Annotated in this window: 24 protein-coding genes and 2 rRNA genes; 4 read left to right on the top strand and 22 right to left on the bottom strand. The window is 38.8% G+C overall.

The window, feature by feature from the left end:
- Nucleotides 1-15: 15 nt before the first annotated feature.
- The 10 genes from A37Q_RS0100135 to tadA form a co-directional block, all read right to left on the bottom strand.
- Nucleotides 16-474 (bottom strand): hypothetical protein, encoded by a 459-nt coding sequence (locus A37Q_RS0100135; RefSeq protein WP_018298229.1) that lies wholly within the window; start codon nucleotides 472-474, stop codon nucleotides 16-18.
- Entirely contained in the window at nucleotides 467-1,834 is a 1,368-nt protein-coding gene (locus tag A37Q_RS0100130; RefSeq protein WP_169710215.1) for a type II and III secretion system protein family protein, read from the bottom strand. The genes A37Q_RS0100135 and A37Q_RS0100130 overlap by 8 nt, the downstream gene beginning before the upstream one ends.
- On the bottom strand, nucleotides 1,797-2,558 hold the full coding sequence (locus A37Q_RS0100125) for a CpaB family protein (protein ID WP_026196409.1): 762 nt from the start codon (nucleotides 2,556-2,558) through the stop codon (nucleotides 1,797-1,799). The genes A37Q_RS0100130 and A37Q_RS0100125 overlap by 38 nt, the downstream gene beginning before the upstream one ends.
- A gap of 190 nt (nucleotides 2,559-2,748) precedes the next feature.
- The gene (locus A37Q_RS0100120; protein WP_018298226.1) at nucleotides 2,749-3,192 is read right to left on the bottom strand and encodes an A24 family peptidase; all 444 of its coding nucleotides are present in this window, start codon (nucleotides 3,190-3,192) and stop codon (nucleotides 2,749-2,751) included.
- Nucleotides 3,193-3,291: 99 nt separating this feature from the next.
- A complete protein-coding gene (locus A37Q_RS0100115; protein ID WP_018298225.1) occupies nucleotides 3,292-3,513 on the bottom strand; it encodes a Flp family type IVb pilin in 222 nt (73 codons plus the stop codon).
- A 320-nt stretch (nucleotides 3,514-3,833) separates the two neighbouring features.
- A complete protein-coding gene (gene ftsZ, locus A37Q_RS0100110) occupies nucleotides 3,834-5,072 on the bottom strand; it encodes a cell division protein FtsZ (protein ID WP_018298224.1) in 1,239 nt (412 codons plus the stop codon).
- A 58-nt stretch (nucleotides 5,073-5,130) separates the two neighbouring features.
- A complete protein-coding gene (gene ftsA / locus A37Q_RS0100105) occupies nucleotides 5,131-6,369 on the bottom strand; it encodes a cell division protein FtsA (RefSeq protein WP_018298223.1) in 1,239 nt (412 codons plus the stop codon).
- 214 nt (nucleotides 6,370-6,583) lie between these two features.
- Entirely contained in the window at nucleotides 6,584-7,306 is a 723-nt protein-coding gene (locus A37Q_RS0100100; RefSeq protein ID WP_018298222.1) for a cell division protein FtsQ/DivIB, read from the bottom strand.
- Nucleotides 7,303-8,199, bottom strand: a complete 897-nt coding sequence (locus tag A37Q_RS0100095) for a D-alanine--D-alanine ligase (protein WP_018298221.1) — start codon at nucleotides 8,197-8,199, stop codon at nucleotides 7,303-7,305. Before A37Q_RS0100095 ends, A37Q_RS0100100 begins: the two co-directional genes overlap by 4 nt.
- A gap of 260 nt (nucleotides 8,200-8,459) precedes the next feature.
- Nucleotides 8,460-8,936, bottom strand: a complete 477-nt coding sequence (tadA, locus tag A37Q_RS0100090; RefSeq protein WP_018298220.1) for a tRNA adenosine(34) deaminase TadA — start codon at nucleotides 8,934-8,936, stop codon at nucleotides 8,460-8,462.
- Between the two features lie 149 nt (nucleotides 8,937-9,085).
- Between tadA and A37Q_RS0100085 the strand changes: the two genes are divergently transcribed.
- The 3 genes from A37Q_RS0100085 to A37Q_RS0100075 all read left to right on the top strand — a co-directional run bounded on the left by A37Q_RS0100085 (nucleotide 9,086) and on the right by A37Q_RS0100075 (nucleotide 14,611).
- Nucleotides 9,086-10,903, top strand: a complete 1,818-nt coding sequence (locus A37Q_RS0100085) for an autotransporter assembly complex protein TamA (RefSeq protein WP_205617784.1) — start codon at nucleotides 9,086-9,088, stop codon at nucleotides 10,901-10,903.
- The gene (locus A37Q_RS0100080) at nucleotides 10,900-14,193 is read left to right on the top strand and encodes a translocation/assembly module TamB domain-containing protein (protein WP_018298218.1); all 3,294 of its coding nucleotides are present in this window, start codon (nucleotides 10,900-10,902) and stop codon (nucleotides 14,191-14,193) included. Before A37Q_RS0100085 ends, A37Q_RS0100080 begins: the two co-directional genes overlap by 4 nt.
- A 109-nt stretch (nucleotides 14,194-14,302) precedes the next feature.
- On the top strand, nucleotides 14,303-14,611 hold the full coding sequence (locus A37Q_RS0100075) for a DUF4286 family protein (RefSeq protein WP_018298217.1): 309 nt from the start codon (nucleotides 14,303-14,305) through the stop codon (nucleotides 14,609-14,611).
- On the opposite strand, the gene A37Q_RS0100070 is transcribed toward A37Q_RS0100075, so the two are convergent.
- The 10 genes from A37Q_RS0100070 to A37Q_RS0100020 form a co-directional block, all read right to left on the bottom strand.
- Nucleotides 14,589-15,380, bottom strand: a complete 792-nt coding sequence (locus tag A37Q_RS0100070) for a phosphatidate cytidylyltransferase (protein WP_018298216.1) — start codon at nucleotides 15,378-15,380, stop codon at nucleotides 14,589-14,591. The genes A37Q_RS0100075 and A37Q_RS0100070 overlap by 23 nt on opposite strands.
- Nucleotides 15,381-15,389: 9 nt before the next feature.
- The gene (gene uppS / locus A37Q_RS0100065) at nucleotides 15,390-16,109 is read right to left on the bottom strand and encodes a polyprenyl diphosphate synthase (protein WP_018298215.1); all 720 of its coding nucleotides are present in this window, start codon (nucleotides 16,107-16,109) and stop codon (nucleotides 15,390-15,392) included.
- A gap of 8 nt (nucleotides 16,110-16,117) precedes the next feature.
- Nucleotides 16,118-16,675: a ribosome recycling factor gene (frr, locus tag A37Q_RS0100060; protein ID WP_018298214.1), complete on the bottom strand. Its 558-nt coding sequence runs from the start codon at nucleotides 16,673-16,675 to the stop codon at nucleotides 16,118-16,120.
- A 9-nt stretch (nucleotides 16,676-16,684) separates the two neighbouring features.
- Nucleotides 16,685-17,398 (bottom strand): UMP kinase, encoded by a 714-nt coding sequence (gene pyrH / locus A37Q_RS0100055; RefSeq protein ID WP_018298213.1) that lies wholly within the window; start codon nucleotides 17,396-17,398, stop codon nucleotides 16,685-16,687.
- Between the two features lie 3 nt (nucleotides 17,399-17,401).
- Nucleotides 17,402-18,271 (bottom strand): translation elongation factor Ts, encoded by an 870-nt coding sequence (tsf, locus tag A37Q_RS0100050; protein ID WP_018298212.1) that lies wholly within the window; start codon nucleotides 18,269-18,271, stop codon nucleotides 17,402-17,404.
- Nucleotides 18,272-18,304: 33 nt separating this feature from the next.
- The gene (gene rpsB / locus A37Q_RS0100045; protein WP_018298211.1) at nucleotides 18,305-19,039 is read right to left on the bottom strand and encodes a 30S ribosomal protein S2; all 735 of its coding nucleotides are present in this window, start codon (nucleotides 19,037-19,039) and stop codon (nucleotides 18,305-18,307) included.
- 278 nt (nucleotides 19,040-19,317) lie between these two features.
- Nucleotides 19,318-19,989 carry an SDR family oxidoreductase gene (locus tag A37Q_RS0100035; protein WP_018298210.1) on the bottom strand — a complete coding sequence of 224 codons (672 nt, stop codon included), beginning with the start codon at nucleotides 19,987-19,989 and terminating at the stop codon, nucleotides 19,318-19,320.
- 9 nt (nucleotides 19,990-19,998) lie between these two features.
- Nucleotides 19,999-22,566 (bottom strand): ATP-dependent chaperone ClpB, encoded by a 2,568-nt coding sequence (gene clpB / locus A37Q_RS0100030; protein WP_026196408.1) that lies wholly within the window; start codon nucleotides 22,564-22,566, stop codon nucleotides 19,999-20,001.
- A gap of 442 nt (nucleotides 22,567-23,008) precedes the next feature.
- Nucleotides 23,009-24,397 (bottom strand): phosphomannomutase/phosphoglucomutase, encoded by a 1,389-nt coding sequence (locus A37Q_RS0100025; protein ID WP_018298208.1) that lies wholly within the window; start codon nucleotides 24,395-24,397, stop codon nucleotides 23,009-23,011.
- A 51-nt stretch (nucleotides 24,398-24,448) separates the two neighbouring features.
- Nucleotides 24,449-25,624, bottom strand: coding sequence for a class I SAM-dependent methyltransferase (locus A37Q_RS0100020; protein ID WP_018298207.1), 1,176 nt, complete (start codon nucleotides 25,622-25,624; stop codon nucleotides 24,449-24,451).
- Between the two features lie 232 nt (nucleotides 25,625-25,856).
- Between A37Q_RS0100020 and A37Q_RS0100015 the strand changes: the two genes are divergently transcribed.
- Nucleotides 25,857-26,126, top strand: coding sequence for a hypothetical protein (locus A37Q_RS0100015; protein WP_018298206.1), 270 nt, complete (start codon nucleotides 25,857-25,859; stop codon nucleotides 26,124-26,126).
- A 535-nt stretch (nucleotides 26,127-26,661) separates the two neighbouring features.
- On the opposite strand, the gene rrf is transcribed toward A37Q_RS0100015, so the two are convergent.
- Together rrf and A37Q_RS0100005 are read right to left on the bottom strand one after the other, a co-directional pair.
- A 5S ribosomal RNA gene (gene rrf, locus A37Q_RS0100010) occupies nucleotides 26,662-26,776 on the bottom strand.
- Between the two features lie 39 nt (nucleotides 26,777-26,815).
- Nucleotides 26,816-26,926, bottom strand: a 23S ribosomal RNA gene (locus A37Q_RS0100005); the annotation flags it as partial.

The raw sequence follows: 26,926 nt of genomic DNA, 5'->3' as shown, positions 1-26,926 counted from the left end.
CCCCCTTGCTAAAATTTAAATACCCAGTGCATTTTGTGGTGCATCAAAAGACTGCCAGCGATTCTGTGCAACAAAGCACCCAGGTGGTACTTTTTGATTGATTTGGTACTGTGGACAGCGGTAATTTTTCACCTTGTAGGTTGTGAAATCAATAAATGCGCTTTTCTCAACCTGCTTTTTGTAGTGGATGTTTTTTTCCACAAAACCATATTGCAAAAGGATATTTTGTATATCGTTAAAACGTGCTTGTGTCTTAACGTGTACATTTGCCTTCACGCCTTCATGCAAATAATACAAATGCTTCTCAAGATAACTTTTTAAATCAGAGTTGAATGTTTTTGTCATTGCAAAGCGATGTGTTGACTCATAGACAGTAACTCTCGGCGAATCTTTCACCTGTGTATTAAGTGGTTGCGTCATGCATCCAGAGAGTACTGTTCCTAATAATAGTATACTTAAAGCATGCTTAGCCATCGAAGCCTCCTTTTTCCAAATAATGATTTGCATCTTGATCACTATCATCATCAATAGCTAATAATGTTTTGAGTGATGATTGCAGCTTCACTGATGGTATTTGTAAATTCGTTATACGGTTCATTGGATGCACAGTGTTAACAGTGACAATCACAATTAGCTCACTTTGCTTTTGCTCCTTATGCGTATGTCTGAAAAGAGCACCAAAAAGAGGAATATCACCAATAAATGGAATTTTTTCAAGGCGCTGCATTTCCGTTCTATTTAACAAGCCGCCTATAATAAAGCTTTGCCCATCACGCAGCTGTACATTTGATGTGACTGAATTTGCTTTTAAAGGCACGACACTAGTTAAGCCTAAATTTGTCATTGTCTCGGCATCGATTCCGCTCATACCAGCAGAAAGCTGCAAATCAATAATTCCCCCCTGATTGACTTGTAAAGCAATACTCATATTAATACCATATTTTTTATAGTGTATGGTTGTCTGACCTAAGCTTGAAGTTGTAGCATAGGGAAGCTCTCCACCTGAAAAAAATGATGCTACTTTACCAGAAACAACGGTTAAATTAGGCTCTGCTAAAATGCTGCCTACATTTTCTCTATCTAAAAAAGAAACCAGATTTGAAATATCACCAACGGTCAGATTCTTTAGTATAAAAGCGCCATTGGAGCCAATATTACTCCATGTAATACCAATATCTTGCATCACCTGCCTGTCAACAGAAGCAATAATCACACGTACATTTGCCTGATCTTTCAAGGAAATAACTTTGATATTATCAATAAAGTTTTTGTACTCAGTATAGGTCATTTCAGGGAGTAAAAATGAGCCACTAGAGCCACTATCATCACCTAATTTATATTCTACTGTACGCTCTTTTTTAACCGATAATAAAGTTTTACCAACATAATCAACAATGGCTTTTTTCATATGACTTGTCGGCACAGTACCACTAGCTATTATGTTGTTTTTAATTGCTTCAAGTTTTACGACTGACCCTGGAAATTTTTTGGCAATATCTTGCTCAACTTTGCCTAAAAATGAGTGGATAACTTGGATCTCAGTGTTAGTTATGACTTGTCCGTTTTTATTATAAATAACATAGCTTGTTTTGCCATAGCCTTTGCCATACACAGCCACATGGTGATTATCAATAACATTGTAATCAGCAATATTTTTATTTGCGATTAATACAGAACCGACCATCTTATCTGTACTATAATTATACATCTGCCCTTTTTCAATGGTGATATCACCATACGCATTTGAGAGAGCTAACATAAGTGCAGCAGAACAACTTAAAAATCCAATTTTACTTCTAATCATAATCAGCATCCCCTCTATATTCTCTGACATTATTAAACCCAAGCTCTGCCAGATAGTGGGAGACATTTTTATTCCCTAGCTCGTCCCCAGAAAGTGTTAAATTTATTGTTGATACTTTTGTTGCTTCAATCATCTCTGCCAACTTAGCTTGCGGAATGGATAAACTGACATCAAAAGTGCCATCCCCTTTAGAACTAATTGATAATACTTTAACATTCTTTAATAGGAATGCAGCAGCAAGTTTATCAGATGATACTTTGAGCTTAGATACTGAGTTTTTTGCCGATAAATTTTTATTTAGACTTGAAAATGCAACAACATTTACTTGGCTACCAACATGGACATATTTATCAAGACCTTTTTGTTCCACATTAACACTAAATGCAATGTAGTGACTTCCTTGTAATAATGCATAATAATCACTATCATCAGGTAAGGCAAAATCTCCCCTTGTTACCACTTCGCCTTTTGATTTTTCAATACGCATAATGGGGTTTTGGCCAAAGGGAATCTTTAGTGACGACATAATAATCTCACCGTGATAACTTGCCCCTTCCTTCACTGTCTCATTTCTCGTATCAGTTATCTTCAAAAGCTTGCCTTTATTAATATGTTCAACATATATAGGAAAGCTAATTACATTAGGCTTTGCTTTCTCGTACACAACACGTGTATCAACTTTTGGGCTCATCATTCTATAAGCCAGAATGACTATACCTACAATTAATACCACAATGATAATTTTCTTAAACACACCACACCACCCAGTTACTTTTGATAATAAATTAAGGCACTAAAAGAACTACTTTCAAAGGAGGATAAGTATCACTCCTCCAAAATCACTTGCACGTTATCTAAAATAAGAAAAATGCACGATATTCGCCCTATAGCATTATTATTTTTATATTAACCCCATAACAAAGCTTCTACGCTTTACTCCTACATTATATGTGATAAACATAGACAAACAGATATGAGATAAACCCACCAACACTAATGGCAACACCATAGGGAATCCCTCTGGTTTTTAACGTTGCATAGTCTTTTTTACTAACATAATATAAGATGTAACTTGCCGTTAAGAGTCCTCCCACTACTGAAATGACCAGCAGCAAACTCATTAAATTTTCAAATAAAATACCATATAATGCCATAAGCTTTACATCCCCCGCGCCCATAGTGCCAAGAAAGAATAAAACGCTGCCGACGATCAAAACGATCAGCAAGTTAATTATCCCAGCACCAAGCACCTGATTATAAATGGATATCCCAATAAAAATGGGGAAAAGAGCGACGACCAATGTATTTTTGATGCGTCTATTTTTAATATCATCCACACTAATGATTGCACTCAAAGCTAGTAAGCCAGCCATCATAACTATATTCATTACAGCTCCACCTTAGATACAACCACCACTAATTAGGTAGGTGAATAAACTGACTATCTATTTATACAAGCAATACTCAAGACAAATCCCAAGGGCAAACTATGGCCCAGAATTCCAACTTGCTAGATTACTCGTTACTTTAGAAAACCCGTCATTTAGCTGCTTTACAATACTTGAGCTTCCTGAGAACGAAAAATAAGTAATAATCAAAATAGCCATCGCTATTGCAATCAAGCCGTACTCAATTGCCGTCACACCGCGCTGATCATTTTTAAAGCTCATAAATGCAGCTGCCGCTTTACAATATAAATTTAACAACATAAGTTTTCCTCTTTATTTTATTCTTTATATTTATATTGTGGATTGAACGTTAAAACACAAAGAAAACCCATGTGACCTTCAAGAACAACCCCCCTCGTTAAATAGCTGACGCTTGCCAACTGATCACTATTGTAGCAAAAGAATCACTCTGAATTATGTTGCTTGAAATTATAAATGTATAGTTTATGTAAAGTTTGTTTATGTATGTGAAAACGTGCAGATATGCACTTGAAATGCAGCAAAAAATAATAATTAAGCGGTTTTTAGCAACGATCCTTATTGCTCTAAAGTATCCATATAATATCAAATATTAAGTTTTATTAATCTGCCTTACGACGAAGAAAAGTTGGAATATCCAAATATTCATTATCATCTTTGGCAGTGCTTTGCACCTTCGCCTCTGCATCAGATGAAGCACTCTCAGCTGCTGGAGCTTGGCGTTTCAGCGCCCCTACTGAACTAATAACAGGCGCCTCTTTTGTGCTTTGCGCTTGTTTATTTGCTGCCCCTTGAGCAAATGAAACTGACTGGCGAGCATATTGGCTTGGCTTGTGAAAATTATTTGTCGCTGTTGCGCCACCGCTAATCAACGTTGTTTTCTCATCTGTATCTAATCCAGTTACCACAATAGTCACACGAAGCTCATCAGCCATATCAGGGTCAATTACCGTACCGACAACGACCGTTGCTTGATCTGAAGTGAAGGCTTTAATCACATCGCCAACCTCTTCAAATTCACCAATTGACATATCCATGCCGGCTGTGATGTTAACAAGCACACCTTTTGCGCCCGCTAAATTAACATCTTCTAAAAGCGGGCTTGCAACAGCTGCCTCTGCTGCTTCTTTTGCACGGTGCTCGCCTGAAGCAGTTGCCGTTCCCATCATCGCAACACCCATCGCTGACATAACCGTTCTAACATCAGCGAAATCCACATTGATAAGCCCTGGTCGAGTAATCAACTCAGCAATCCCCTGAACAGCACCTTGTAAAACACCATTTGCCGCTTTAAATGCATCTAAAAGACTGATGTTTTTACCCAATACACTCAATAGCTTTGCATTTGGAATCGTAATAAGCGAGTCAACACTCTGTGTCAGCTCGTTAATACCATATTCAGCAAGCTGCATTCTTCTTCTGCCTTCAAATGGAAAAGGCTTTGTAACAACTGCAACGGTCAAAATGCCCATATCTTTAGCAACTTCAGCGATTACTGGAGCGGCTCCCGTTCCTGTTCCACCGCCCATTCCCGCGGTGATAAACACCATATCAGCACCTTCTAAAGCCTGCTGAATACGTGCTCTGTCTTCTTGTGCAGCGCGCTTTCCAATTTCAGGATTTGCACCAGCACCAAGCCCTTTTGTCAGCTCATTACCAATTTGAATAACGCCTCTGGCACTTGAGTTTTTAAGCGCCTGTAAATCCGTATTTGCACAAATAAACTCAACGCCTTCAATATTCTCAGATAGCATATGCTCAACAGCATTACCACCACCGCCACCGACACCGATAACCTTAATAACCGCATTGTCGTTCAATGATTCTGAAATCTCAAACATGTTAGTAGTACTCCTTCGTTTTTAATGTCAATCAATAAATTCTCTTTGTCACCTTAAATCAAAAATGCTTACCAAACCAGCCGCGCATTTTATTCCACATGCCATTTGTTTCATCTTCTGGTGTATCATATTCAGTTTGTTCCTCTTCAACTTGTGCTTGTGAATACATTAAAAGCCCTACTCCTGTTGAATGCACAGGGTTATGAAGCACATCTTGCACACCAGTGATATTAGTTGGGCCGCCAATTCGAACAGGCACCCTGAATACTTCCTCTGCAAGTTGAGAAATGCCTTTCATCTTCGCAGCTCCCCCAGTTAACACGACACCTGCTGAAATTGACTCTAGAAGATTATTTCGCTCTAAGGTTTCATAAATAAGGCCAAATAACTCTTCGGTTCTGGCTTCAATAACACCTGAGAGCGTTTGAAGTGGAACACGGCGCGCCATTCTATCTGCAAGCCCTGGGATTTCAATGGCATCATCTGATTTGACAAGATTTGTCATCGCACAGCCATATTGAATCTTTATTCGCTCTGCTGTATCTGTTGCCACACGAAGCGCGTGCGCAATATCACTTGTAATTTGACTGCCAGCAATGGGGATCACTGAGGTGTGTTTAATCGCACCTTCAACAAAAACAGCAATATCCGTTGTTCCAGCACCAATATCAACCAAGGCCACGCCTAGCTCTTTTTCATCATCTGTTAAAACAGCATAACTGGAGGCCAACTGTTCGAGCACAATATCTTCAACTTTAATGCCACAGCGATTCACACATTTTTTAATGTTTTGCACCGCACTTGAAGAAGCTGTCACCATATGCACTTTTGCCTCTAAGCGCACACCTGACATCCCCACTGGCTCTTTAATACCACTGTGGTTATCAATCATAAAATCTTGATACAATATATGTAAAATCTCTTGATCTGCCGGCATGGGAACCGCTTTTGCCGAATCGATAACCCGCTGAAGATCGGTTAAAGACACTTCTGAATTTTCAATGGCAACAACCCCGTGCGAGTCAAAACTCTGGATATGACTCCCGGCAATACCGATATAGGCCTCTTTAATAGAAAATCCAGAGACATCTTCTGCCTCTTGCACCGCCTTTTGAATGGCCTTGACAGTTGCATCAATATTGACAATCACCCCTTTTTTCAGCCCCTTTGACGGCTGTGTGCCAATGCCAATGATATTCAGCTCATCACTGTCATTCACTTCGGCCACAAGGGCTACTACTTTTGATGTGCCAATATCTATTGCGCACAGAATTCTTTTCTCCATGACATCAGACATATCTATAATACTCTACCTAAAATACACCTTCACATAGCCTTAAATAAACGATACTCTTTGTTATGTTAACAAATGATCATTCTCAAAGACCCAATCCAAACACACTGCCACACAATGTAACATAAATTTATTTCACTGAGTATTATCTCTCTACCGATTGGCAATAAAAAAACAAAAAAACAACATGCTATACACAGTTTGTCTTAGTTTTATACTATGCTGTTTTCTCACTTTTAAATGACACGGCAAAACCACTTCGATAACGCATATCAATTTCATCTATTTGTGTAGTTTGCTTATTTTTACCCTTCGGTAGTTTAATCTTAGCAAAGTTATTTAATAATTCTGTAAGCTTTTTATAAATATCATCACTTCCTAAAACAACCTTAACCCCATTTGACAGAAGCACTTTCCAGATATTCCCCTCATAATCTACTTCAAGCACCTCTAACTGATGTGACTTTGCAATACTATTTAGCTTGATGTAAGTATTATTAATCTCTTTAGCTTCTGAGAGTGTGCCATAAAACATAGGCAGGCGCTTTGAAAGTATGATCACTTTAGGGTGTATGATCTTTTGATCATTTAACAATAATGTATTTTTATTTTGCCAGTATGCTAATGGCTTTGCTTCATGAATATCAATAAAAAGACTATCTGGCCACTTTTTACTAACATCCACGCTACTGACACCCGGATAGGTTTTAATGGCATCTTGAATCGCAGTGACATCAATATCAAACCAACTGTCCTTACGATAAGGTTTGACAAGTTCGATAATGTCTTTTTGCGTAATATATTGAAGCTGACCTTCAGTTTTAATCTCAACATTCCCAAGCGCATTTTTATTGTTGGCAATATACCACTTCACTGTAGCCGCTGCTCCTATAATCAAAATGCATATAATGATGATTTTAATCAGCGTTTTTGCCCTCATAAAGCACTCTCAAGAATTTTCAAAACAAGCGCATCAAAATCCCAGCCAATCGCTTTTGCAGCCTGAGGCACTAAGCTTAAATTGGTCATACCCGGAACCGTATTTAACTCAATTAATAAAAACTCCCCTGTTGTTTTCTCACGCATAAAATCAACTCGTCCCCAGCCACTACAACCAACTGCTAAGTACGCTTCTTTGGCAAGCTTTTGTAAATAATGCTCTTCCTTGTCACCGAGCCCACTTGGGCAGTGGTAATTTGAACCACTGATATATTTAGCATCATAATCGTAAAAATCATTTGATGCTTCGATGCGAATAGAGGGCAGTACATGCTCGCCAACGATAGATACCGTGTACTCATCACCCTCAATCCATTCCTCTGCCATCACTTGCCCATAGGGCTTTGCCAGTTGATAGGCTGCTTCCAGATCATCTTTTTTATATACCTTACTAATTCCCACACTTGAACCTGCGTCAATAGGTTTAACAGCTATGGGGAAAGAAAGCTCCCCTATTTCAAGTTGATCATCTAGTTGCGTAAATTTTGGTGTTTTAAGCCCTAATGCCTGCCAGATTCTCTTTGATAGCACTTTATCCATGGCAACAGCAGAGCTTCTCATATCACTGCCACTAAAGGGAATATCATGCATATGTAACAATGCCTGAATATGGCCATTTTCACCATCTTCACCGTGAAGCATAATCAAACAGCAATCAATCTTTTCTTCATTTATTTTGGCAATTAGTTTACTTGATGGCACATCGATCGCAACTGCATCAATGCCCAACCTTAGTAAAGCCTCAAAAACAGCTTTACCAGATCTTAAAGAAACTTCTCTCTCAGGGGAATCTCCTCCCAAAAGCAGACCAACTCTACCAAATTTGTTTTCCAACTTTACACCGCCTTATATGTTCAAACTCGCAACTGAGCTTAATAATATACCCATCCTAAGGCATTTTACAGCCTTTCTTAGCCTACTTTTATATACGTTCACAAAAAAGATTTTAAGCATTAAGCACAGCATTATTGCGATAAAACTTATATCCTCTTTCATCTGTTGTATCATCGATCAACTTAGAAAAATATGCCAAGGTAAAACTTGCGATTCTAGGTGATTACATCTATCTCTATCAGAGATGCTCAAAAGGGAAATTAACTGTTTTTCCTCTCCTGTCTTCTTTGATAAAAAAACTGCTTTAGTAATGCTGCCGCTTCAGCTTCAAGCACACCTGACTCAACTTCAATTTGATGGTTTAAAAAAGGCGCCTTATCTAAATGAAGATGTGAGCAAATGACACCCGCTTTTGGCTCTTTTGTGGCAAAGTGCACCTTTTTGACTCGCGCATGAACCATAGCGCCAAAGCACATCATGCACGGCTCTAAGGTAATGTACATTTCACTATCAACCAGCCGATAATTTCCAAGCGCTTCTGCTGCCTTTCTAAGTGCTACAACCTCAGCATGCGCCGTTGGATCATTTTGTGAAATAACTTGATTAAACCCCCGGGCAATAATCTGATTATTTTTCACAATCACAGCACCAACAGGAACCTCCTGTATTGCCTCAGCCTTTTGCGCCTCTTTCAATGCTTCTTTCATCCAATGCTCATCTGTCTTTAAAGCTGCCATATACTCTCTTTATGTGCCAAGTATGATTTTAATTTTGTTTTATTTTACCACCCCCTCGAGACAAAGTAAGCAAACTGCAATTTAAGCGCTGCAAAATATACAAGCCATAGTATATACTTAAGCTAAGGAAAATTGACTACGGCTTGGCTGTGCAACAAAAAGTGCAACGTCTTCACACTCTATGCTTATATCTCTTATTTATTTTAATAAGCTTTCAGGTGGGTGTTGCGAAAGATAGTGCGACAAATTCACCTGCTAACAACCCAAAAGCTTCACTGGATATTGAAATCAATGGTATTGCTGATGATGCCATCAAAAAGGTGCTGATGGACAACATTACGCTTAATAACTTTAAAGAATATGCGCTAACCCATCCCGCCCAAATTCCCATTTTATTTCGCAAAAGTGAAAAGGAAATATACACCTTATTACAGCCCTACGGCTACTACAAACCAAAAATATCCACCAAGCTCACACATACTGAGAGCACATGGCATGCCGTGTTTAATATCACATTGAATACCCCACTTAGAATCACCCATTTAGAGGTTAAGGTCATAGGCCCGGGAAAGGATGATCCTATTTTCAAGACGCTGCTGGCTAACTTTCCCTTGCAAAAAGGTGATGTGCTAACACAAGCTGCCTATGAGCAAGCAAAAACAACATTAACCAACCAAGCACTAAATGCTGGCTATTTGGATGCAAACTTAAATGTACATCAAATCCGAATCGATAATAAAAGCTATACTAGCACGGTTCTATTAACACTCGATACAAAAGGGCAATATCGCGTTGGTAAAATACAGCTAACACAAAAGCGTTATGACTATGATTTAGGTTTTATCGATCGCATTACCCGCTTAAAAGAAGGTGAAGTATTCACGCAAGATAAAATCACCAATGCCAATAAACGCCTACAGGATAGCGGTTATTTCTCAAGTGCACAAATTATCCCCCAACTTGCGAAACGTGATGTTAAAAATCACTTAATTCCGCTTGCCGTCAACTTAACAGCAGGCTACTCACGTAACTACTCAACCGGTATCGGTTATGGCACTTTCACAGGTCCTCGTGTGAGTTTTGGCACTTTATTTCGCCATGTTACTGATACAGGGCAGCAGTTTTCATTCAACATCCAAGCCTCACCTGCTAATAGCACCTTTCAAACTTCCTATATCTTCCCGGGAGAGGATCCCTTACATGACAACTGGAGCATCAACGCTCAACAAAGCTACACCCAAACCGACAGCTTTGATGAAAGGCAAACTAACTTTGGTGTCGGGCGAATGCATAAATATGGCGATTGGAAGCTTACCTTTGGTATTCAACAGTATTTCACCAGCTATACTACCGCTGCAAACTCCACAAATGAGCGCTCAAAGTATCTGGTCCCTGGGTTTACCATCCGCTATGATACAACCCAAAAAGATGGGTTCTGGAAAAATGGATTTATCTGGAATAATGTTTTTCAAGTGTCGGTTAACTCTCCTTTTTCTGACCAGAGTTTCATCCGAAATGCAGCAACACTCACCTACACCTTTCCGCTTGATAAAAACTGGAATCGTGTTGTACTAAATGGAAACTTCGGTGCTATTGATGTTGATAATATTCAAGACATTGCCCCTAATTTTCGCTTTTATTCAGGCGGTATTGGGAATCTTCTTGGCTATCCCTATCTCAGTCAAGGACCAAAGGTAAATGGTAATGTCACAGGAGGAAAGTATTTAGCAACAGGTTTAGTAGGCATTGAGCAGCGTATTGTCGGCAACTTCAGCACCCTTTTATACTACAACCTAGGGAACGCTACCAATGATCTTGATTTTCATGATGTTGAAATTTTAAAGGCAGCGGGGATTGGTCTTAGCTATCAGACACCTCTTGGACCTTTAATGTTTTTCCTCTCCAGAACGCTCAACCAGAACGACCGGCATTGGCGCGTTGATTTCAGCATAGGAATCACGCTATGAAAAAACTAAAAAAACACATCAAAAGAGTGCTTTACACAGTCATTGCTATTGTTGTACTACTAACAGCCATACTTGCACTTTTACTTTTCACCACACCCGGTTTGAAGGTGAGTAAATCGATTGCCAATTCGATTTTAAGCTCTCAAGGCATCACACTTACAGGCAATATCTCAGGCAATATTGAAAACCTTAGATTAGATGGTCTTACGATCAAAAATGATGCTATCGAACTGAATATCAGTCAAATTCACCTTAAATGGTCACTCTTAGAGTTTATCTTTGATCACAAACTGATGGTTGAATCACTAGAAGCGCAAAAGGTTCATATTAATATTCCTAACTCTCCCGATTCGGCTAGCAGCAATAATGACATTACCAATAATGATGCGCCTTTTATCATGCCTTTTGATCTAGATGCGAAGAACTTGACTGTCCATCAAGTCGACTATTTAATGGGTGGAGATCATATTATTTCAGCAGATAACGTTCAAATAGCACGCACCCAAATTATCAACGATAAACTTACACTGCACACCATCAAGGCAAACGTAATTAATTATGGGCAAGTTGAGTTAACCGAAGGCTACATTTTTTTAAATGATCCTTTTACAACAAAACTTAGCTTGAATGTCACAACTGAGAAGCTTCCTTTTCATCTTTACCATCAACCTGTTGAGATATCTGGTGATTTTGGCAAGGTATTTACTATTAACTCCGAAGGAAAGCTAGATTACGATAAAAAAACTTACCCCTACAAGTTTGTTAGCACATTTCAGGCAGGACATATTCAAACATCACTTTCTTTAGAGAAATATGCACAGATAAAGCTAAACTTCCTGTTTAGCGATAAAATTGACTGGCAAGCAAGTATTCAATCTCTTAATAAAGACATCGATGGCACACTCAATATCGGTGGCAACATTGATAGCAATGACAATAAAACAGCGATCAATAGCCAGTTTTGTGATATTTACCTCGCCAATACGCAACTTAAATGCAACATTGATTTTTCTAGCAGTGGGCAAGCACTCTTTTTAAAAGCATTTTCCATTTCCAATCCTAACAATAAAGATCACATTTCATTGAGCCTTGCCTCTGATAACACGCATTTACATGCAAAATGGACCTTGTTCATTAATAAGCTTAGTACTTATATCACCAATGCCACAGGGAATATTAACGCCACTGGAGACATTCACTTTGTTAAACAAGTGCTCAAGAGTTTCCATATTAACACACAGGTACGTGATTTCAATTATCATAGTATCGAGCTTGATAATGCGGATATACAGACAAAAGACAAAAGCATTTTAGTGAGTCTTTCTGCCAATAATACCACGCTTAAAAGCGATATTGTTGTTGATAAGCTCACCTACAATCTAGCTGATCTAAAACTCAACCAACTCAGTATTAACGAGCCATTCTCATCCGAACTGTGGCAGCTTAATAAACCAAGCAAGATCTCTATTAGTCCGCAAAACTATTTCTCTATCAGCAATGCTTGCCTTGAAAATGGCAAAAGTGATTATATTTGTCTTAAAGCTAATCTTCATGCGAATAATACAACCATCTTATCTGAGGGCAATATTACCCCAGGGCTTTTTCTACCTAACACCCCTATTAGCCAAGGCAGTTTTAAGGTTGATTACAAATTCAACTATTCACAAGTTGGCAGCCAACCTGCAACTGGGAGCTTTACACTCAATGGACATGGCCAGCTGATCAATTTCTCTGATAAACTTAGAAAATCGCTATACCTTAAAAATCCTGTTGAAAAGGCGCTGGATATTTCAAAGGTTTCACTAAATGCTAAACTTGAAAATAACCTATTAAGCGCGCATTTAAAAAGCATACTACCGCATAACCAACTACAAGCAAACGCCACCATTAAAAACTTTAATGTGCTTGATCTTTCCTCTGCGTTACTCTCAGGGCAACTCAGCATCCATGCTGATAAGTTTGGTTGGTTAACAAGCCTCTTTCCTGAGTTTCCTGTGCAAGTTAATAGTGGCGCATTAAATGCTCATCTGACATTTGCAGATAAACTGCTATCCCCTAAAGTAACAGGTAGGGTTCATCTAACAGATGGCAGCTTTGATCTCTTACCACTTAACACACAGATTGATCAACTCTATGCCAATCTTATTATCAGCCCACCTTTTAGCGCCAAGCTACAACTGAATGCCAAAATTAAAGACAAACCACTTACTGCCGAGGGTGAAATACGCTATCAAAATGCTCAGTTTCAGACACAAATTCATATTAAAGGAAATGATCTTTTGCTGCTGAACACGCCAGAGACAGTGCTCAGCGCTTCACCTGATTTAACTTTCACTCAAAGTGATCAGAGCTATCTTAAAGGAAGCGTCAATATTGACAAATTAAATGTTAATCTCGCTGAGCTTAAAAGCACGGCTTTACAAAATACCATCCAAAATGATGTTGTGTATATCAACAGTGAAAATCAAGCTATCAGCGAGCAAAAGACTGCCCCATTTAACATGAACCTTATGGTTGATTTTGGTAAAAATGCGCATCTATCCGGCCTTGGGATTAATACTAAAATTCAAGGAAAGGTGAATGTGATTAGCCAGCCAAATAAGCCTGTTTTAGGGGTGGGCGTGCTGCAACCTGTTGATGGAATCTTTAGCGCTTACGGGAAACACTTTACCATCAGCAGTGATTCAAGCATTTCTTTTAATAACAGCAACATTAACAACCCGCTGTTAGATATCAAAGCTAACTATAGTATACCGACCTCTGTTCAACTCACACAATCTGACGCACCAAGTGAAATTGGGATCAATATTACCGGCACGGCAAATGACCCCAAAATATCTCTTTTTTCAGAGCCGACACTTTCACAAACGGATATTTTATCTTACATCCTCTTTGGTCGAGCTTTAGATAAAGATCAGACCCAACAATCATCGAGCTCAGTCTCTCAGGCAGCACTTCTATTAGCTCTCAATGAAGGCGGAAGTGGCGTTATTAATGAGCTTAAAGAGCGTTTGTCATTAGCTGAGTTTTCACTTGGCAGCTTCAATGACACCACGACAAATAATACTACAAATAATTCAAGTGCAAATTCAGGGCAAAACAATACTGCTGTATTTATTGGCAAACAGCTCACCGATAGACTCTATGTTAGCTATGGTGTTGGCGTGTTTACCGGTGAGCAACAAGGTATCGCCACTTTTGCTTTAACACCTAATTGGAAACTTAAAGGTGATGTTACCTCCCTTGATACAGGTGCTGATATTCTCTATCAGACCCATTCAAATGATTAACTGAATCACAACAATTGATAAGAATTCCCTTTGAGTGGTAATGATATAACTTGCAAGATGCACCTGCCGTATTAAGCTAATAGCTATAGGGATAAATAGGAGTAACACTTTGGTCATCTACGAGATTAATATCAGCATTGATAATGGCATTTTTGAGCGCTATGCCAAATGGTTAAAACAACATCAAAAAGAGATGTTAAGTTTTAAAGGGTTTAATCACTCTGAAATCTATGTCGATACACAACAAAATGATGATGAGAAAACAGCTTTAGTTATTATTTACCAACTAGAATCAATGAATCACCTAGAGGAATATTTACGCTTACATGCAAAAGTTATGCGTGAAAAAGCACTTGAGAACTTTGGTGGGCGCTTTAAAGCATCACGGAGGATCCTTAGAACGTTATCACCCCAATAAGTACACAAACTAAAGTGAAAATGGGAAGAGAGGCCAGCATGCTGTCTGTGCGATCAAGGATACCGCCATGCCCAGGCAAAATATTGCCACTATCTTTAATGCCACGTTGACGTTTGAGCATACTCTCAAACAAATCCCCTATTACAGCAATAAAAACAATTAAGAACGATAACACAATAACCGCAATATGTTGCCATAAAGTAGTAGATATAAAGATACTGCAAATCGCGCCAGCAACACCGCCAAACACAACGCCACCTAAAAGCCCTTCAATTGTTTTATTTGGGCTAATCACAGGTGCAAGCTTTGTCTTTCCACATTTTTTACCCACAAAATAGGCACCACTATCAGCAACGGTCACAACTAACATCACTAAAAGCAGCAAAATGGGACGTTCGATATGAAGCGCACCAATTGCCACAAAAAATGGCACAATAGTGAAAGCACCCATAACAAGACACAAAACAGGGTGGTACTTTACATCTTTTTGATAAAAATAAAGCAAACAACATACAAATAACCAAAACACCAAAGACAACCATAAGGTTAAAAGAGGAACAAAAGATGAAAGGTAGATAAGTACTGCAATAACTAAAACATAAATAGCACGAACGCTTAGTTTTCTAACATGTGATAAATCGCTCCATTCCCATGCTGCCAATAAAAGCACAATGACAACAATTGTATCAAAGACAGCGCCTCCTAATTTAAAGATTGCCCATAGGACCAAAAGCCCAAGAATAATACCAGTGATTATACGCTCTTTCACACCCTTCCCTTATAGTTGCTCATCCGTTTTCCCAAAACGACGTTTACGCTTTAAAAAGCTATCAATTGCTGCCTGAAAGTCTTTTTTCCTAAAATCCGGCCACATCTTAGAACAAAAATAAAACTCAGCATACGACAACTGCCAATTCATAAAGTTACTAATACGTTGCTCACCGCTTGTACGAATGAACAAATCCACAGGCTGAGTGATATTCGTTTGCAAATGCCGAGAAAATATCTCTTCTGATATATCGTTAATACCTAAACTTCCATCTTGAACTGCCTTTACAATAGACTTAGCTGCCTCAACAATCTCCCACTGACCACTGTAATCAATCGCAATATTAAGCTGAAGGCCTGTATTACTCAGCGTTTGGCTTTCTGTTATCTTCATATTATCTAGCACTTCAGCACAAAGACGAGAGCGATCACCAACAACATTCAGACATACATTATTCTCTTTCAGCATTGGCAGCTCTTTCACTAGCACTTCAGAAAAAAGCCTCATCAGCGTATCAACTTCTTCTTGTGGTCGCTGCCAGTTCTCTCGACCAAAGGCAAAAAGCGTCAATCGCTCAATTTTATGCTCAACAGCATATTCAATAGCTTGACGAACGCTCTTAATACCTGCCCGATGGCCCGAAGTTCGAGGAAATAGTCTTTTTTTTGCCCAACGCCCATTGCCGTCCATGATTATGGCCACGTGTTTTGGCATATGGTTTAAAGACATATAAACGCTTAGATTTCCATTAAGTCTTTTTCTTTATCTTGCGCGATATTATCCGCTTTAGCAATCATATCATTCGTTAATTTCTGAATTTTCTCTTCTGCTTTTTTTGCTTCATCTTCAGAAATTTCTTTTTCTTTCAAAAGCTCTTTAATATCTGAGTTCGCATCACGACGAATATTACGAATGGCAATACGCGCCTTCTCCGCTTCTCCTTTGACAACCTTAACAAGCTCTTTACGTCTTTCTTCATTCAAAGGCGGCATTGGAATGCGAAGAGTATCGCCCATATTAGCAGGGTTCAAACCAAGATCTGAAGTTAAAATAGCTTTCTCAATTTTGCTGGCAAGACCTTTTTCCCAAGGCGTAATGCCAAGCGTTCTTGCATCAAGAACAGTAATGTTTGCAGCCTGAGAAATGGGTGTATCAATACCATAGTAATCAATTGAAACATGCGCTAATAAATCAGGATGAGCACGCCCTGTTCTTACTTTTGCCAAATCATGGCGCAAACTTTCCAAGGACTTTTCCATTCGGGAAGCTGCATCTTGAATAATCTCATTAATCATTACACTCTCCTAATTACGTATCCACGTACCTTCATCTTCCCCAGCAACAACTCTAATAAGTGCACCAGACTTATTCATATTAAAAACACAAATAGGAACATTAAAATCACGACATTGCACAAAAGCACCTAAATCCATCACTTTCAGTTCTTTATCTAACACCTCTGAAAATGACAGCGCTTCATAGCGCTTAGCATCTTTATATTGATTCGGGTCCTTATCATAAACCCCATCAACCGTTGTTAGCTTCAAAAGCGCATCTGCCTTTATCTCACAGGCACGAAGTGCAGCTGTTGTATCTGTTGTTACAAAAGGATTGCCGGTACCACCGGCAAAAATAACCACATTCCCATTATCTAAAAGCGCATTGGCAAGCGGGGCATTTGCTGTTTGCATAACCGCATCGACATAGCGCGCTGATAGGGCTGTAGTATTAATATTATGAAACTTCATCAAATCACGAAGTGCCAGCGCATTGATCATAGTTGCCAGCATACCCATCGTGTCAGCAGTAGAACGCTCAATTTGACCTTTAAAATCACCTTGAGCGCCTCTTAAAATATTGCCCCCACCAATAACGATGCCTACTTGCACATCGTTTTTTATCAGGGTTTTTATATCTTGAATAATTGGCTGAATTGCCTCAACATTAATGCCTCGTCCAGTATTTGATAAACTCTCACCGCTTAATTTAATCAGTATTCGTTTAAAACGAGGCTCCATGTATTATGCTCCTTGCACTTGACTCATTACTTCTTTTGCAAAGTCACTTTCTTCTTTTTCAATGCCTTCACCTACACCGAAACGAATAAATCCAGTTACAGTAGCATTATTCGCTTTTAGAAGCTCAGCAACTTTTTGATCTGGGTTCTTAACAAATGGCTGACCAACAAGACTTTGCTCATCCAAGAACTTACGGATACGACCAGTGATCATTTTCTCAATAATATTATCTGGTTTGCCACTTTCACGTGCTTGAGCAACAAAAATTTCTTTTTCTTTCTCTACAACATCGCTTGGAACATCATCTTGAGAAACAACCATAGGATTAGATGCAGCAACATGCATTGCAATATCTTTTGCAAGTTCTTCACTGCCACCTGTCATCGCAACAATAACGCCGATTCTACCACCATGGCTATACTGACCAAGTGTTTCACCTTCTAAAACATTGACTCTGCGTACATTAATGTTTTCACCAATTTTTGCAATCAATGCCTTACGTGCTTCTTCAACAGTTGAGCCATCTTCAAGCTTTGCATTTAAAAGCATCTCTAAAGTTGAAACGCCTTCTTTTGCTGCTGCTTTAACAACATCATCCGCGAATTTTTTAAAGTTATCATCACGAGCAACAAAGTCAGTCTCTGAGTTAATCTCAACGATAACTGCCTTGTTATTTGCTTCAGCCATCACAACAACACCCTCAGCAGCAACTCTAGATGCTTTTTTATCTGCCTTTGCTTGACCAGATTTGCGCATCTCTTCGATTGCTTTTTCGATATCGCCGCCCGTAGCAGTTAGGGCTTTTTTGCATTCCATCATGCCAGCGCCTGTGCGCTCACGTAATTCTTTAACTAATTGAGCAGTAATTGCCATAAGTTTATCCTCAAAATATTATCTAAGTTCTAATTATGCTTGATCTTCAGGTGCTTCTTCTTCAGTTTTTTCAGCTTCAGCTGCAACTTGAGAAGCTTGTTTTGCATCAATAATTGCATCAGCAAAATTAGCTAAGTAGAAACGGATTGCTTTTACAGCATCATCATTTCCTGGAACAACATAATCAATGCCATCAGGGTCAGAGTTTGTATCAACAACAGCAACAACTGGGATACCTAAACGCTTTGCTTCTTCAATGGCAATGTGCTCTTCTTTACTGTCGATTACAACGACAACATCAGGCAAGCCACCCATTTCTTTAATACCACCAAGGGCTTTTTCCAACTTCTCAATTTCACGTGAGTTTTGAAGCGCTTCTTTCTTTGTTAAACGCTCAAAAACACCTTCTTCTTGCATTTTCTCAAGATCACGAAGACGCTTGATTGATTGACGAATCGTTTTATAGTTTGTCAACATCCCACCTAACCAACGGTGATTGACATATGGCATACCGCAACGAGAAGCTTCTTCAGCTACGATTTCTTGTGCTTGACGTTTTGTACCAACAAATAAAATTTTGCCGCGTTTTGCCGCTGTTTTACCAATGAAGTTAACCGCATCTTCAAACAAAGGTACCGTACTTTCAAGGTTAATAATATGAATACCGTGATTGATCCCAAAAATATATTCATTCATTTTAGGGTTCCAGAATCTCTTTTGGTGACCGTAATGTACACCTGCTTGTAACATATCTTTCATTAAAGACATTATTTATTCTCCACTTTAGGGTTATTCCGCCACTACTCCCCACTTTTTAACTTTATCCAGATAAGATAAAGCACCCAAAAAGCGTGTCGAGTAATGTGAGTTTTTTTACTTACATTTGCTCTTTTACATTTAATTTCATAAAAAAGCGAGCGGATTGTACCACAAAAGCAGCGACTTCGCTATAGCTCCGATCAATTTCCATATATTGACAAGCAAATTCCTGATAAAACCACCTTTAGGGACATACAAAAAGAGCATTTTTACTGTCTATGCAGCAATCACCATGGAATAACCTGTCCTTTATAATCCACAAAACTTCCTGTCGTCTCAATTGATAAGTGATCAATCACTTTATAAATTCCTTTGGCACTTTCTTGTGCACTAATCAGTGCATTCTTCCCACCCATATCTGTTTGCACCCAACCTGGATGGATAAGAACAACTGCTTTTCCTTCTGACTTAAGATCAATTGCCAAACTTTTCCCTGCTGCATTAAGCGCTGCCTTTGACATCCTGTAAGCATAGCGGCCACCTGAGCCATTATCTTCAATTGATCCCATTTTACTTGTAATGAGTGCGACTTTTGCAGCCTCAGATAATAAACCATGCGTATAAAGCGCATCAACCACTCTAAGCGCACCCAAAGCGTTGGTGTTATAATCTTCTAGCATTTTATTGAAGTCCATATTAGACAGTGACTCACTCCCCCATACACCTGCATTGTTAATAACAACATCAATGGATTCACCATTTAATTGCGCTACAAGCTTTTTCACTTTTTGATCACTTGCAACATCAGCATCAAAAATAAGCTCTCCATTAAGTGATTCCATTTCTCGAGAGATGTTACGACAGCTCGCAATAACACGATAGCCTTTTTCGCTGTAAACTTGGGCAAGCGTCAGCCCCACACCTCTATTTGCGCCAGTAATAAGTACTGTTTTTGTCATACTGTCACCTTACTTGGAAAAAACAAAACTATCATTTTCAATACTAACTTTAATAACATCGCCAGAGGTATATTTACCTTCCAGCAAATAAGTTGCCAACGGGTTTTCAATATATTGCTGAATGGCACGCTTAAGCGGCCTTGCACCAAATACCGGGTCAAAACCATGATCAGCCAAATCATTCATTGCAGCATCAGTGATCTCGAGCTTAAGCTCTCTATCAGTCAAACGCTTTCTCACACGGTTAATCTGTATTTCAGCAATTTTCTTGATCATTTCTTTATCAAGTGGCTCGAATACAACTGTTTCATCAATCCTGTTGACAAATTCAGGCCTAAAGTGCTGCAATACAACTTGTAACACCTCTTGTTTAACTGCATCGTAACTCTCTGTGCTCATCTTCTCTTGAATCAGCTGCGATCCAAGATTCGATGTCATAATTAATAGTGTGTTTTTAAAGTCAACCGTACGCCCTTGGCTATCTGTTAAACGACCATCATCCAAAATCTGCAACAGAATATTAAATACATCAGGGTGCGCCTTTTCAACTTCATCTAATAAAATCACAGAATAAGGCTTGCGTCGAACATGCTCTGTTAAATAACCGCCTTGCTCATAACCAACATACCCTGGAGGCGCACCAATCAATCTTGCAACTGAATGCTTTTCCATAAACTCAGACATATCCACCCTCAGCATTGCATCTTCACTATCAAACATGAACTCTGCCAATGCTTTAGTCAGCTCAGTTTTACCGACACCTGTTGGGCCCAAGAATAAAAAAGAACCAATTGGACGATTAGGATCAGACAACCCAGAGCGTGCACGCCTTACTGCATTAGATACAGCACTAATTGCCTCTTTTTGCCCGATGACACGTTTTGCCAGAAATTCTTCCATATGAAGCAGTTTTTCTTTTTCACCTTCCATCATTTTAGCAACCGGAATGCCCGTTGCCTTTGAGACAACTTCAGCGATTTCACTTTCGGTAACTGTCGTTCTAACGAGCTTATTTTTTACAGGATCGGCGGTACTTAAATCTTTAATCTGCTCTTCAAGTTGAGGGATCAAACCATATTGAAGCTCTGCCATTTTAGAAAGATCTCCCCCTCTTTTTGCCGCTTCCAAATCAATTTTTGCCTGATCTAACTGCTCTTTGAGTTTCTGAGAGCCTTGCATTTGTGCCTTCTCAGATTTCCAAATCTCTTCAAAACCAGAGTATTCTTTCTCTAAAGCTTGAATTTCTTCTTCTAACACCCCAAGGCGTTTCTTGGTTGCACTATCTTTTTCTTTTTTGAGCTGCTCACGCTGCATCTTTAACTGAATAATACGGCGATAGAGTTTTTCCATTTCCTCTGGTCTTGAATCAATCTCCATACGAATTTGGCTTGCTGCTTCATCCATTAAATCAATGGCTTTATCTGGCAGCTGCCTGTCTGTTACATAACGATGCGATAAAGTTGCCGCAGCAACAATAGCAGGGTCCGTAATATCCACCCCGTGATGGAGCTCGTAGCGCTCTTTTAGGCCACGCAAAATAGCGATAGTATCCTCAACTGAAGGCTCCTGCACTAAAACTTTCTGAAAACGCCTTTCAAGCGCAGGATCTTTCTCAACATTTTCACGGTACTCATCCAAAGTGGTTGCGCCAACGCAGCGTAGCTCACCTCTTGCCAAGGCTGGTTTTAACATATTACCCGCATCCATAGAGCCTTCTGCTTTACCTGCACCCACCATAGTGTGAAGCTCATCAATAAATAAAATAACGCTACCATCTTGTTTTGATAGATCTTTTAATACTGCCTTAAGCCGCTCTTCAAAATCCCCACGGAATTTAGCGCCAGCAAGTAGCGCACCAAGATCAAGCGATAAAATACGTTTATTTTTAATCCCTTCAGGCACCTCACCGTTTACAATTCTCTGTGCCAACCCTTCAACAATAGCCGTTTTTCCAACCCCTGGTTCGCCAATTAACACGGGATTGTTTTTTGTTCTTCTTTGCAACACTTGAATTGTGCGACGTATCTCAGAGTCACGGCCAATAACAGGGTCAATTTTCCCCTCACGCGCCCTTGCAGTTAAGTCAATCGTATATTTTTGCAATGCCCCTTGCATATCTTCGGCATTTTGGCTGCTAACTCGCTCTCCGCCTCTTACTTTATCAACAGCTTCACTAAGTGTTTCTTTACTCAATCCTGCCGCTTTTAAAATTTTGCTTAGGTTTCCATCACCGAATCCGGCAATCAAAAATAGATCACTTGAAATAAACTCATCTTGTTTCTCTAATGAGATTTTCTCCATCACCTGAAGAATTTTGACCAGATTATTTGATGCGCTAATTTGAGACTGCGCACTAGTTGTGGCAAGTTCGCTCAATGACTTATCAAGCTCATTCTTTATTTTATTAAGGTCACCACCTGCTTGGGTAATGATAGAACTAATCATACCACCTGATTGATCTAATAATGCTTTTAACACATGCACTGGTTCAAGCATTGTATGACTTTTTTGAATTGCCAATGATTGCGCATCCGATAGCGCCTCTTGCAACTTTGTTGTAAATTTTTCCGCTTTCATATCCATCCTATTTTTTATCTAACTATTACTTAAAATCACTTCCAATTTATGAAAACGCCCATGATATTCACATCAGGCAAAGTAACTTACTTTATAAGCATCTCAGCCAAAACATACAATAACCGTTTTACATAACAAAATATTATTTCAACATAACATAAATAGGTGCACTAAAAATTCTTTTCAAGTAAAAAGCATTTAAAAGTTATCTTGCAGAATTATTGTATATGGCGCAAACGCTTACCACACATAGGATAAGAAGGAATATAAAATTATTAACGCACATCTATATACATTTACATTATTGCCGCTAGCAGGGTGGATATGGATAATATCTACAAAGAGAAGGGAACGCAATTTGTTAGCAATAGCAAATTGGACGCCACATCCAAAGCAAGCTCCCCCTTGTGCTTGCTTTGGGTTTAGTCGTTATACCTTATTTTTACCCAATTAGTTCAACTGTTTCATTCACCCATTTGCTAAATTCACTCTGGATGGCAATAAGATCCTCTTTTGTATCCGCCTCGAAGCGAAGTACCAAGCATGGCGTTGTATTGGAAGCTCTCACAAGCCCCCACCCTTTTTCAAATTCAGCGCGCACGCCATCAATTGTGATAATCTTTGCATTCTTAAACTGACTATTTGCCCCTTTCATTAAAGCATCAACTACCTGAAATTTTTTACTCTCTGGCACGGTGATATTAATTTCAGGCGTATTAATACTTTGCGGGATTTCAGAGAATATTTCATCTAATGATTTGTTATGCTGGCTTAATATCTCCAATAATCTTACACCTGTATACAAACCATCATCAAACCCAAACCAACGATCATTAAAAAACACATGACCACTCATCTCACCTGCAAGCGCTGCATCAATTTCCAACATCTTCTTTTTAATCAGTGCATGGCCTGTTTTTGACATAACAGGATTGCCACCTTGCGCCTTGACAAAGAGCTCTACATTCTTTGAGCATTTAACATCATATAAAATCGTTTGAGCCTTATTTGCCTCTAACACATCTTTTGCATATAACATTAGCTGTCTATCCGGAAAGATATTCTCGCCATTTGGCGTCACCACTCCCAAACGATCACCATCACCATCAAATGCAAGACCAACATCAGCGCCAGTCTCGCGCACTTTTTCAATCAGATCTTGCAGATTTTCAGGTTTACTTGGATCTGGGTGATGATTTGGAAAAGCCCCATCCACCTCGCAGTAAAGTGTCTCAACCTGACAGCCAAGCCTTTGATATAGCTTTGGCGCAATTTCTCCTGCAATCCCGTTTCCTGCGTCAATCACAATATGAAGGTTTCTTGCTAATGACTCATTTTCACAGATATAATCAATATAGGCATTTGCAATATCTTGCTGATGATGGCTCCCCTGATCAGAAAAATTCACCTCTCCGCTATCAATACGATTTTTTAGCGCCTGTATTGCTTCCTCTGCAAGCGTTGTATGGTTAATCATCATTTTAAGGCCATTATAATTTGCAGGATTATGGCTGCCTGTTAGCATGATTCCCGTCCCGGTACCAATTTTCTTTGTAGCAAAATACAAAACCGGTGTAGGGACACTCCCAACATCAATAACATCGCACCCAGCGTGCTTAAGCCCCTCTGCAAGCGCTTTAATCAGAACAGGGCCTGATAGTCGACCATCTTTAGCAATAATAACTTTTTTTTGTCCCTGAGACTGCGCTTCACTACCAAAAGCAAGCCCAATATTATATACCACATCTGGATTAAGATCCTCTGGGTAAGTCCCTCTAATATCATAGGCTCGAAAGATATACTCCGGCGCCTGTAATTTATTTTTCAACATTCTCATATCCTCTATTTAATAATCACATATTCACAGAATTTGATAGGCAAATTACAATAAGTAACTCAAATCAGCGCGACCAAATAAATCAACTTCACCATCATAGCTTAAAGAAAGAATCATTACCTTAAAAACCTCTGAAAAATCCGCACCTAAAGTCAGTTTTTTCAGCCCCTCAGTCAACGTGTTTTTTTGACGCCCACTTGCTTTTTTCAAAAGAGCTTGATAGCAATCCAAAATCCCTGCAGACAATAGAAATTGGTTTTGCTGACCGTATCCTTCCAAGTCAAAACCATTATTAAGCGCAGCTTCCGCAACAGCCGTAAAATCCACATGTGCCGTAATATCCTGTACACCAACATTAATCAAAGGGTTATCATGAACATGATGCTTATAATAACATCTAAGCGTGCCCTCTCTTCGCGCAAGCTGATAATACATCTCTCGGTGATAGCCATAGTCACAAATAAATACAATACACTTATCTAAAGCATCTTTAATAGTGCTAAGCCATGGCTCAATCCATAAGTTCACCTCTGAGAGATAATAATCTGGCTTGGCACTCAAAATACCCGTCTTTGATAATGCCTTTTCTAAACGCTGATCTATAACTTTATTATCAATCAGCATAAATTCTTCACCATCATAACCGACCATCTGCTGGGAGAATTCATTATTTTCATATTTGAAAAGCTCTACTGGCATTGCATCTAGCACTTCATTAGCAAATACAATTGCATTTGAAACTGTATTTGGAATTTCATGACACCAGAGAATAGATGAATAGTACTCAGGTAATGCCTTTTTCAATCGTTTTTTCTGTAAATTAACTAAATCTGGGCTTGTATCAATAATAATATAGCTCTTCGGTAAAGCATTCAGCTTTGAAAGCATTAAAAGACAATCTTCTGCAAATTGACCAGTTCCCGCACCAAACTCAATAATGGATGCATTTTCAAGATCAGATCCTTTTAAGATGTTTGCAAACACATTGGCAAAGGTATATGTAAATAGTGGTGATATTAAAGGTGCTGTAACAAAATCCCCCTTTTCAGCAAACTTATACTTATTAGCACTATAATAACCAAGACTTGGTGCATACAAAGCTTGCTGCATAAAATCATGAAAAGAAATTCTACCTTTTTGATCTATCTCTTTTTTAATACATTGAGTTAAATTTTTAACTCTTTCAGACTCTTGATGAGATAATGGCGGTAATTGCCCCATAATTAATCTAATGTCATTCTTATTGAACTGACCGACACTTTACTGATATTTTCCAACAAAATCCAGAGAATTAAATTCCAATGATTATATTAATTTTTTTTATGTTTTTGTCATTTTTCTAGCTGGTTTTTTTATCCAATTTACGATAGAGTAATCTCAAGCTAAAAGAGTCAAGCTTCTTTTTAGCCGTATGGAGCAATAATTATACGATATTGTCATAGGGAGGAACATAGTGAAACAGTTAACTGTTGAAAGTAAAATTAAAGCACGTTATCAATGCTCAATTGTTGATTTTTTTCAAAAGTGTCTTGATCAAAAGATGGATACACATGAAATTGCATCAATGATTAATTGCAGTGTAAGTAATCTGCGGCGTATCGCTCGGAAATACCATTTTACTTTCCATCAACCTGAACCAACGCCAATGCTTTCACAAAGCAAAGAGTTTCTGAAAAAAACACTCAATATAGATAATTTTTTATCACGCCAGTGGACAAATTAAGGCCTAGCTTTAAAAAGTAATTTGCCATTAGCTTACAACAAGTATAAGTTGATGGCGCGTGAACCTATATCACCTACTTTGCACAAACATAATCACAAGCTATTTATAGTGGTTCCAGTGTCTGCTGCACATACTTTAATGCTAGTCTTTTTACAAACAGGAATTAGTTGTATATTAGAACGGGTATATCAATGACGCCTAATATATAGTGGTTCCAATATATAACCGACCAAATGTGTTCATATCAATCCTTTGTTACATATAGGTTTGAGCGATGCGGATATTTATTAGAATTACTATAATAGACTAAGCCTAGCTAGAACAGGACACACCCGTATGAGTGCAACACCCGAATATGATTTGGTGCTATTAACGTATAATTAATATTTTGTTGTGTGATATTTATGATGTGCTTATTGTGTCGTTATTTTGTGATTGAATATAGCGTTTGCACACATGGAGAATCTTTGTTGATTCTGGTGTATTGCTGTTTTTTGCTATTGAATAAATAATGGAAGCCTGCTGGCTTGGAATAACTTGGCGGTGACCTACTTTCACATGGCGAATGCCACACTATCATCGGCGTAACTGAGTTTCACTTCTAAGTTCGAAATGGAATTAGGTGGTGCCTCAGCACTATTACCGCCAAAACTTTTNAGCATAAAGCTTTAACAATCTATCATAGAGTAATAACCAAGTCTCTCGGGCAATTAGTACTGGTTAGCTTCATACATTACTGCACTTACACATCCAGCCTATCAACGTCGTAGTCTTCAACAACCCTTTAGGGGAATTTAATT

Source organism: Fangia hongkongensis FSC776 = DSM 21703 (genome assembly GCF_000379445.1).
GTDB lineage: Bacteria > Pseudomonadota > Gammaproteobacteria > Francisellales > Francisellaceae > Fangia > Fangia hongkongensis.
The sequence above is the reverse complement of the archived record's forward strand: the minus strand, read 5'-3'. Positions and strand labels throughout refer to the sequence as shown.

Bases quoted from the DNA above. Each gene is read 5' to 3' on its own strand.
- A37Q_RS0100130 (WP_169710215.1), bottom strand. From the start codon at position 1,834: ATGTCAGAGAATATAGAGGGGATGCTGATTATGATTAGAAGTAAAATT.
- A37Q_RS0100120 (WP_018298226.1), bottom strand. From the start codon at position 3,192: ATGAATATAGTTATGATGGCTGGCTTACTAGCTTTGAGTGCAATCATT.
- clpB (WP_026196408.1), bottom strand. From the start codon at position 22,566: ATGAAAGCGGAAAAATTTACAACAAAGTTGCAAGAGGCGCTATCGGAT.
- pyrH (WP_018298213.1), bottom strand. From the start codon at position 17,398: ATGGAGCCTCGTTTTAAACGAATACTGATTAAATTAAGCGGTGAGAGT.
- A37Q_RS0100115 (WP_018298225.1), bottom strand. From the start codon at position 3,513: ATGTTGTTAAATTTATATTGTAAAGCGGCAGCTGCATTTATGAGCTTT.
- uppS (WP_018298215.1), bottom strand. From the start codon at position 16,109: ATGTCTTTAAACCATATGCCAAAACACGTGGCCATAATCATGGACGGC.
- A37Q_RS0100035 (WP_018298210.1), bottom strand. From the start codon at position 19,989: ATGACAAAAACAGTACTTATTACTGGCGCAAATAGAGGTGTGGGGCTG.
- A37Q_RS0100135 (WP_018298229.1), bottom strand. From the start codon at position 474: ATGGCTAAGCATGCTTTAAGTATACTATTATTAGGAACAGTACTCTCT.
- frr (WP_018298214.1), bottom strand. From the start codon at position 16,675: ATGATTAATGAGATTATTCAAGATGCAGCTTCCCGAATGGAAAAGTCC.
- A37Q_RS0100100 (WP_018298222.1), bottom strand. From the start codon at position 7,306: ATGAGGGCAAAAACGCTGATTAAAATCATCATTATATGCATTTTGATT.
- A37Q_RS0100020 (WP_018298207.1), bottom strand. From the start codon at position 25,624: ATGGGGCAATTACCGCCATTATCTCATCAAGAGTCTGAAAGAGTTAAA.
- tsf (WP_018298212.1), bottom strand. From the start codon at position 18,271: ATGGCAATTACTGCTCAATTAGTTAAAGAATTACGTGAGCGCACAGGC.
- rpsB (WP_018298211.1), bottom strand. From the start codon at position 19,039: ATGTCTTTAATGAAAGATATGTTACAAGCAGGTGTACATTACGGTCAC.
- A37Q_RS0100025 (WP_018298208.1), bottom strand. From the start codon at position 24,397: ATGTTGAAAAATAAATTACAGGCGCCGGAGTATATCTTTCGAGCCTAT.
- ftsA (WP_018298223.1), bottom strand. From the start codon at position 6,369: ATGTCTGATGTCATGGAGAAAAGAATTCTGTGCGCAATAGATATTGGC.
- tadA (WP_018298220.1), bottom strand. From the start codon at position 8,936: ATGGCAGCTTTAAAGACAGATGAGCATTGGATGAAAGAAGCATTGAAA.
- A37Q_RS0100080 (WP_018298218.1), top strand. From the start codon at position 10,900: ATGAAAAAACTAAAAAAACACATCAAAAGAGTGCTTTACACAGTCATT.
- ftsZ (WP_018298224.1), bottom strand. From the start codon at position 5,072: ATGTTTGAGATTTCAGAATCATTGAACGACAATGCGGTTATTAAGGTT.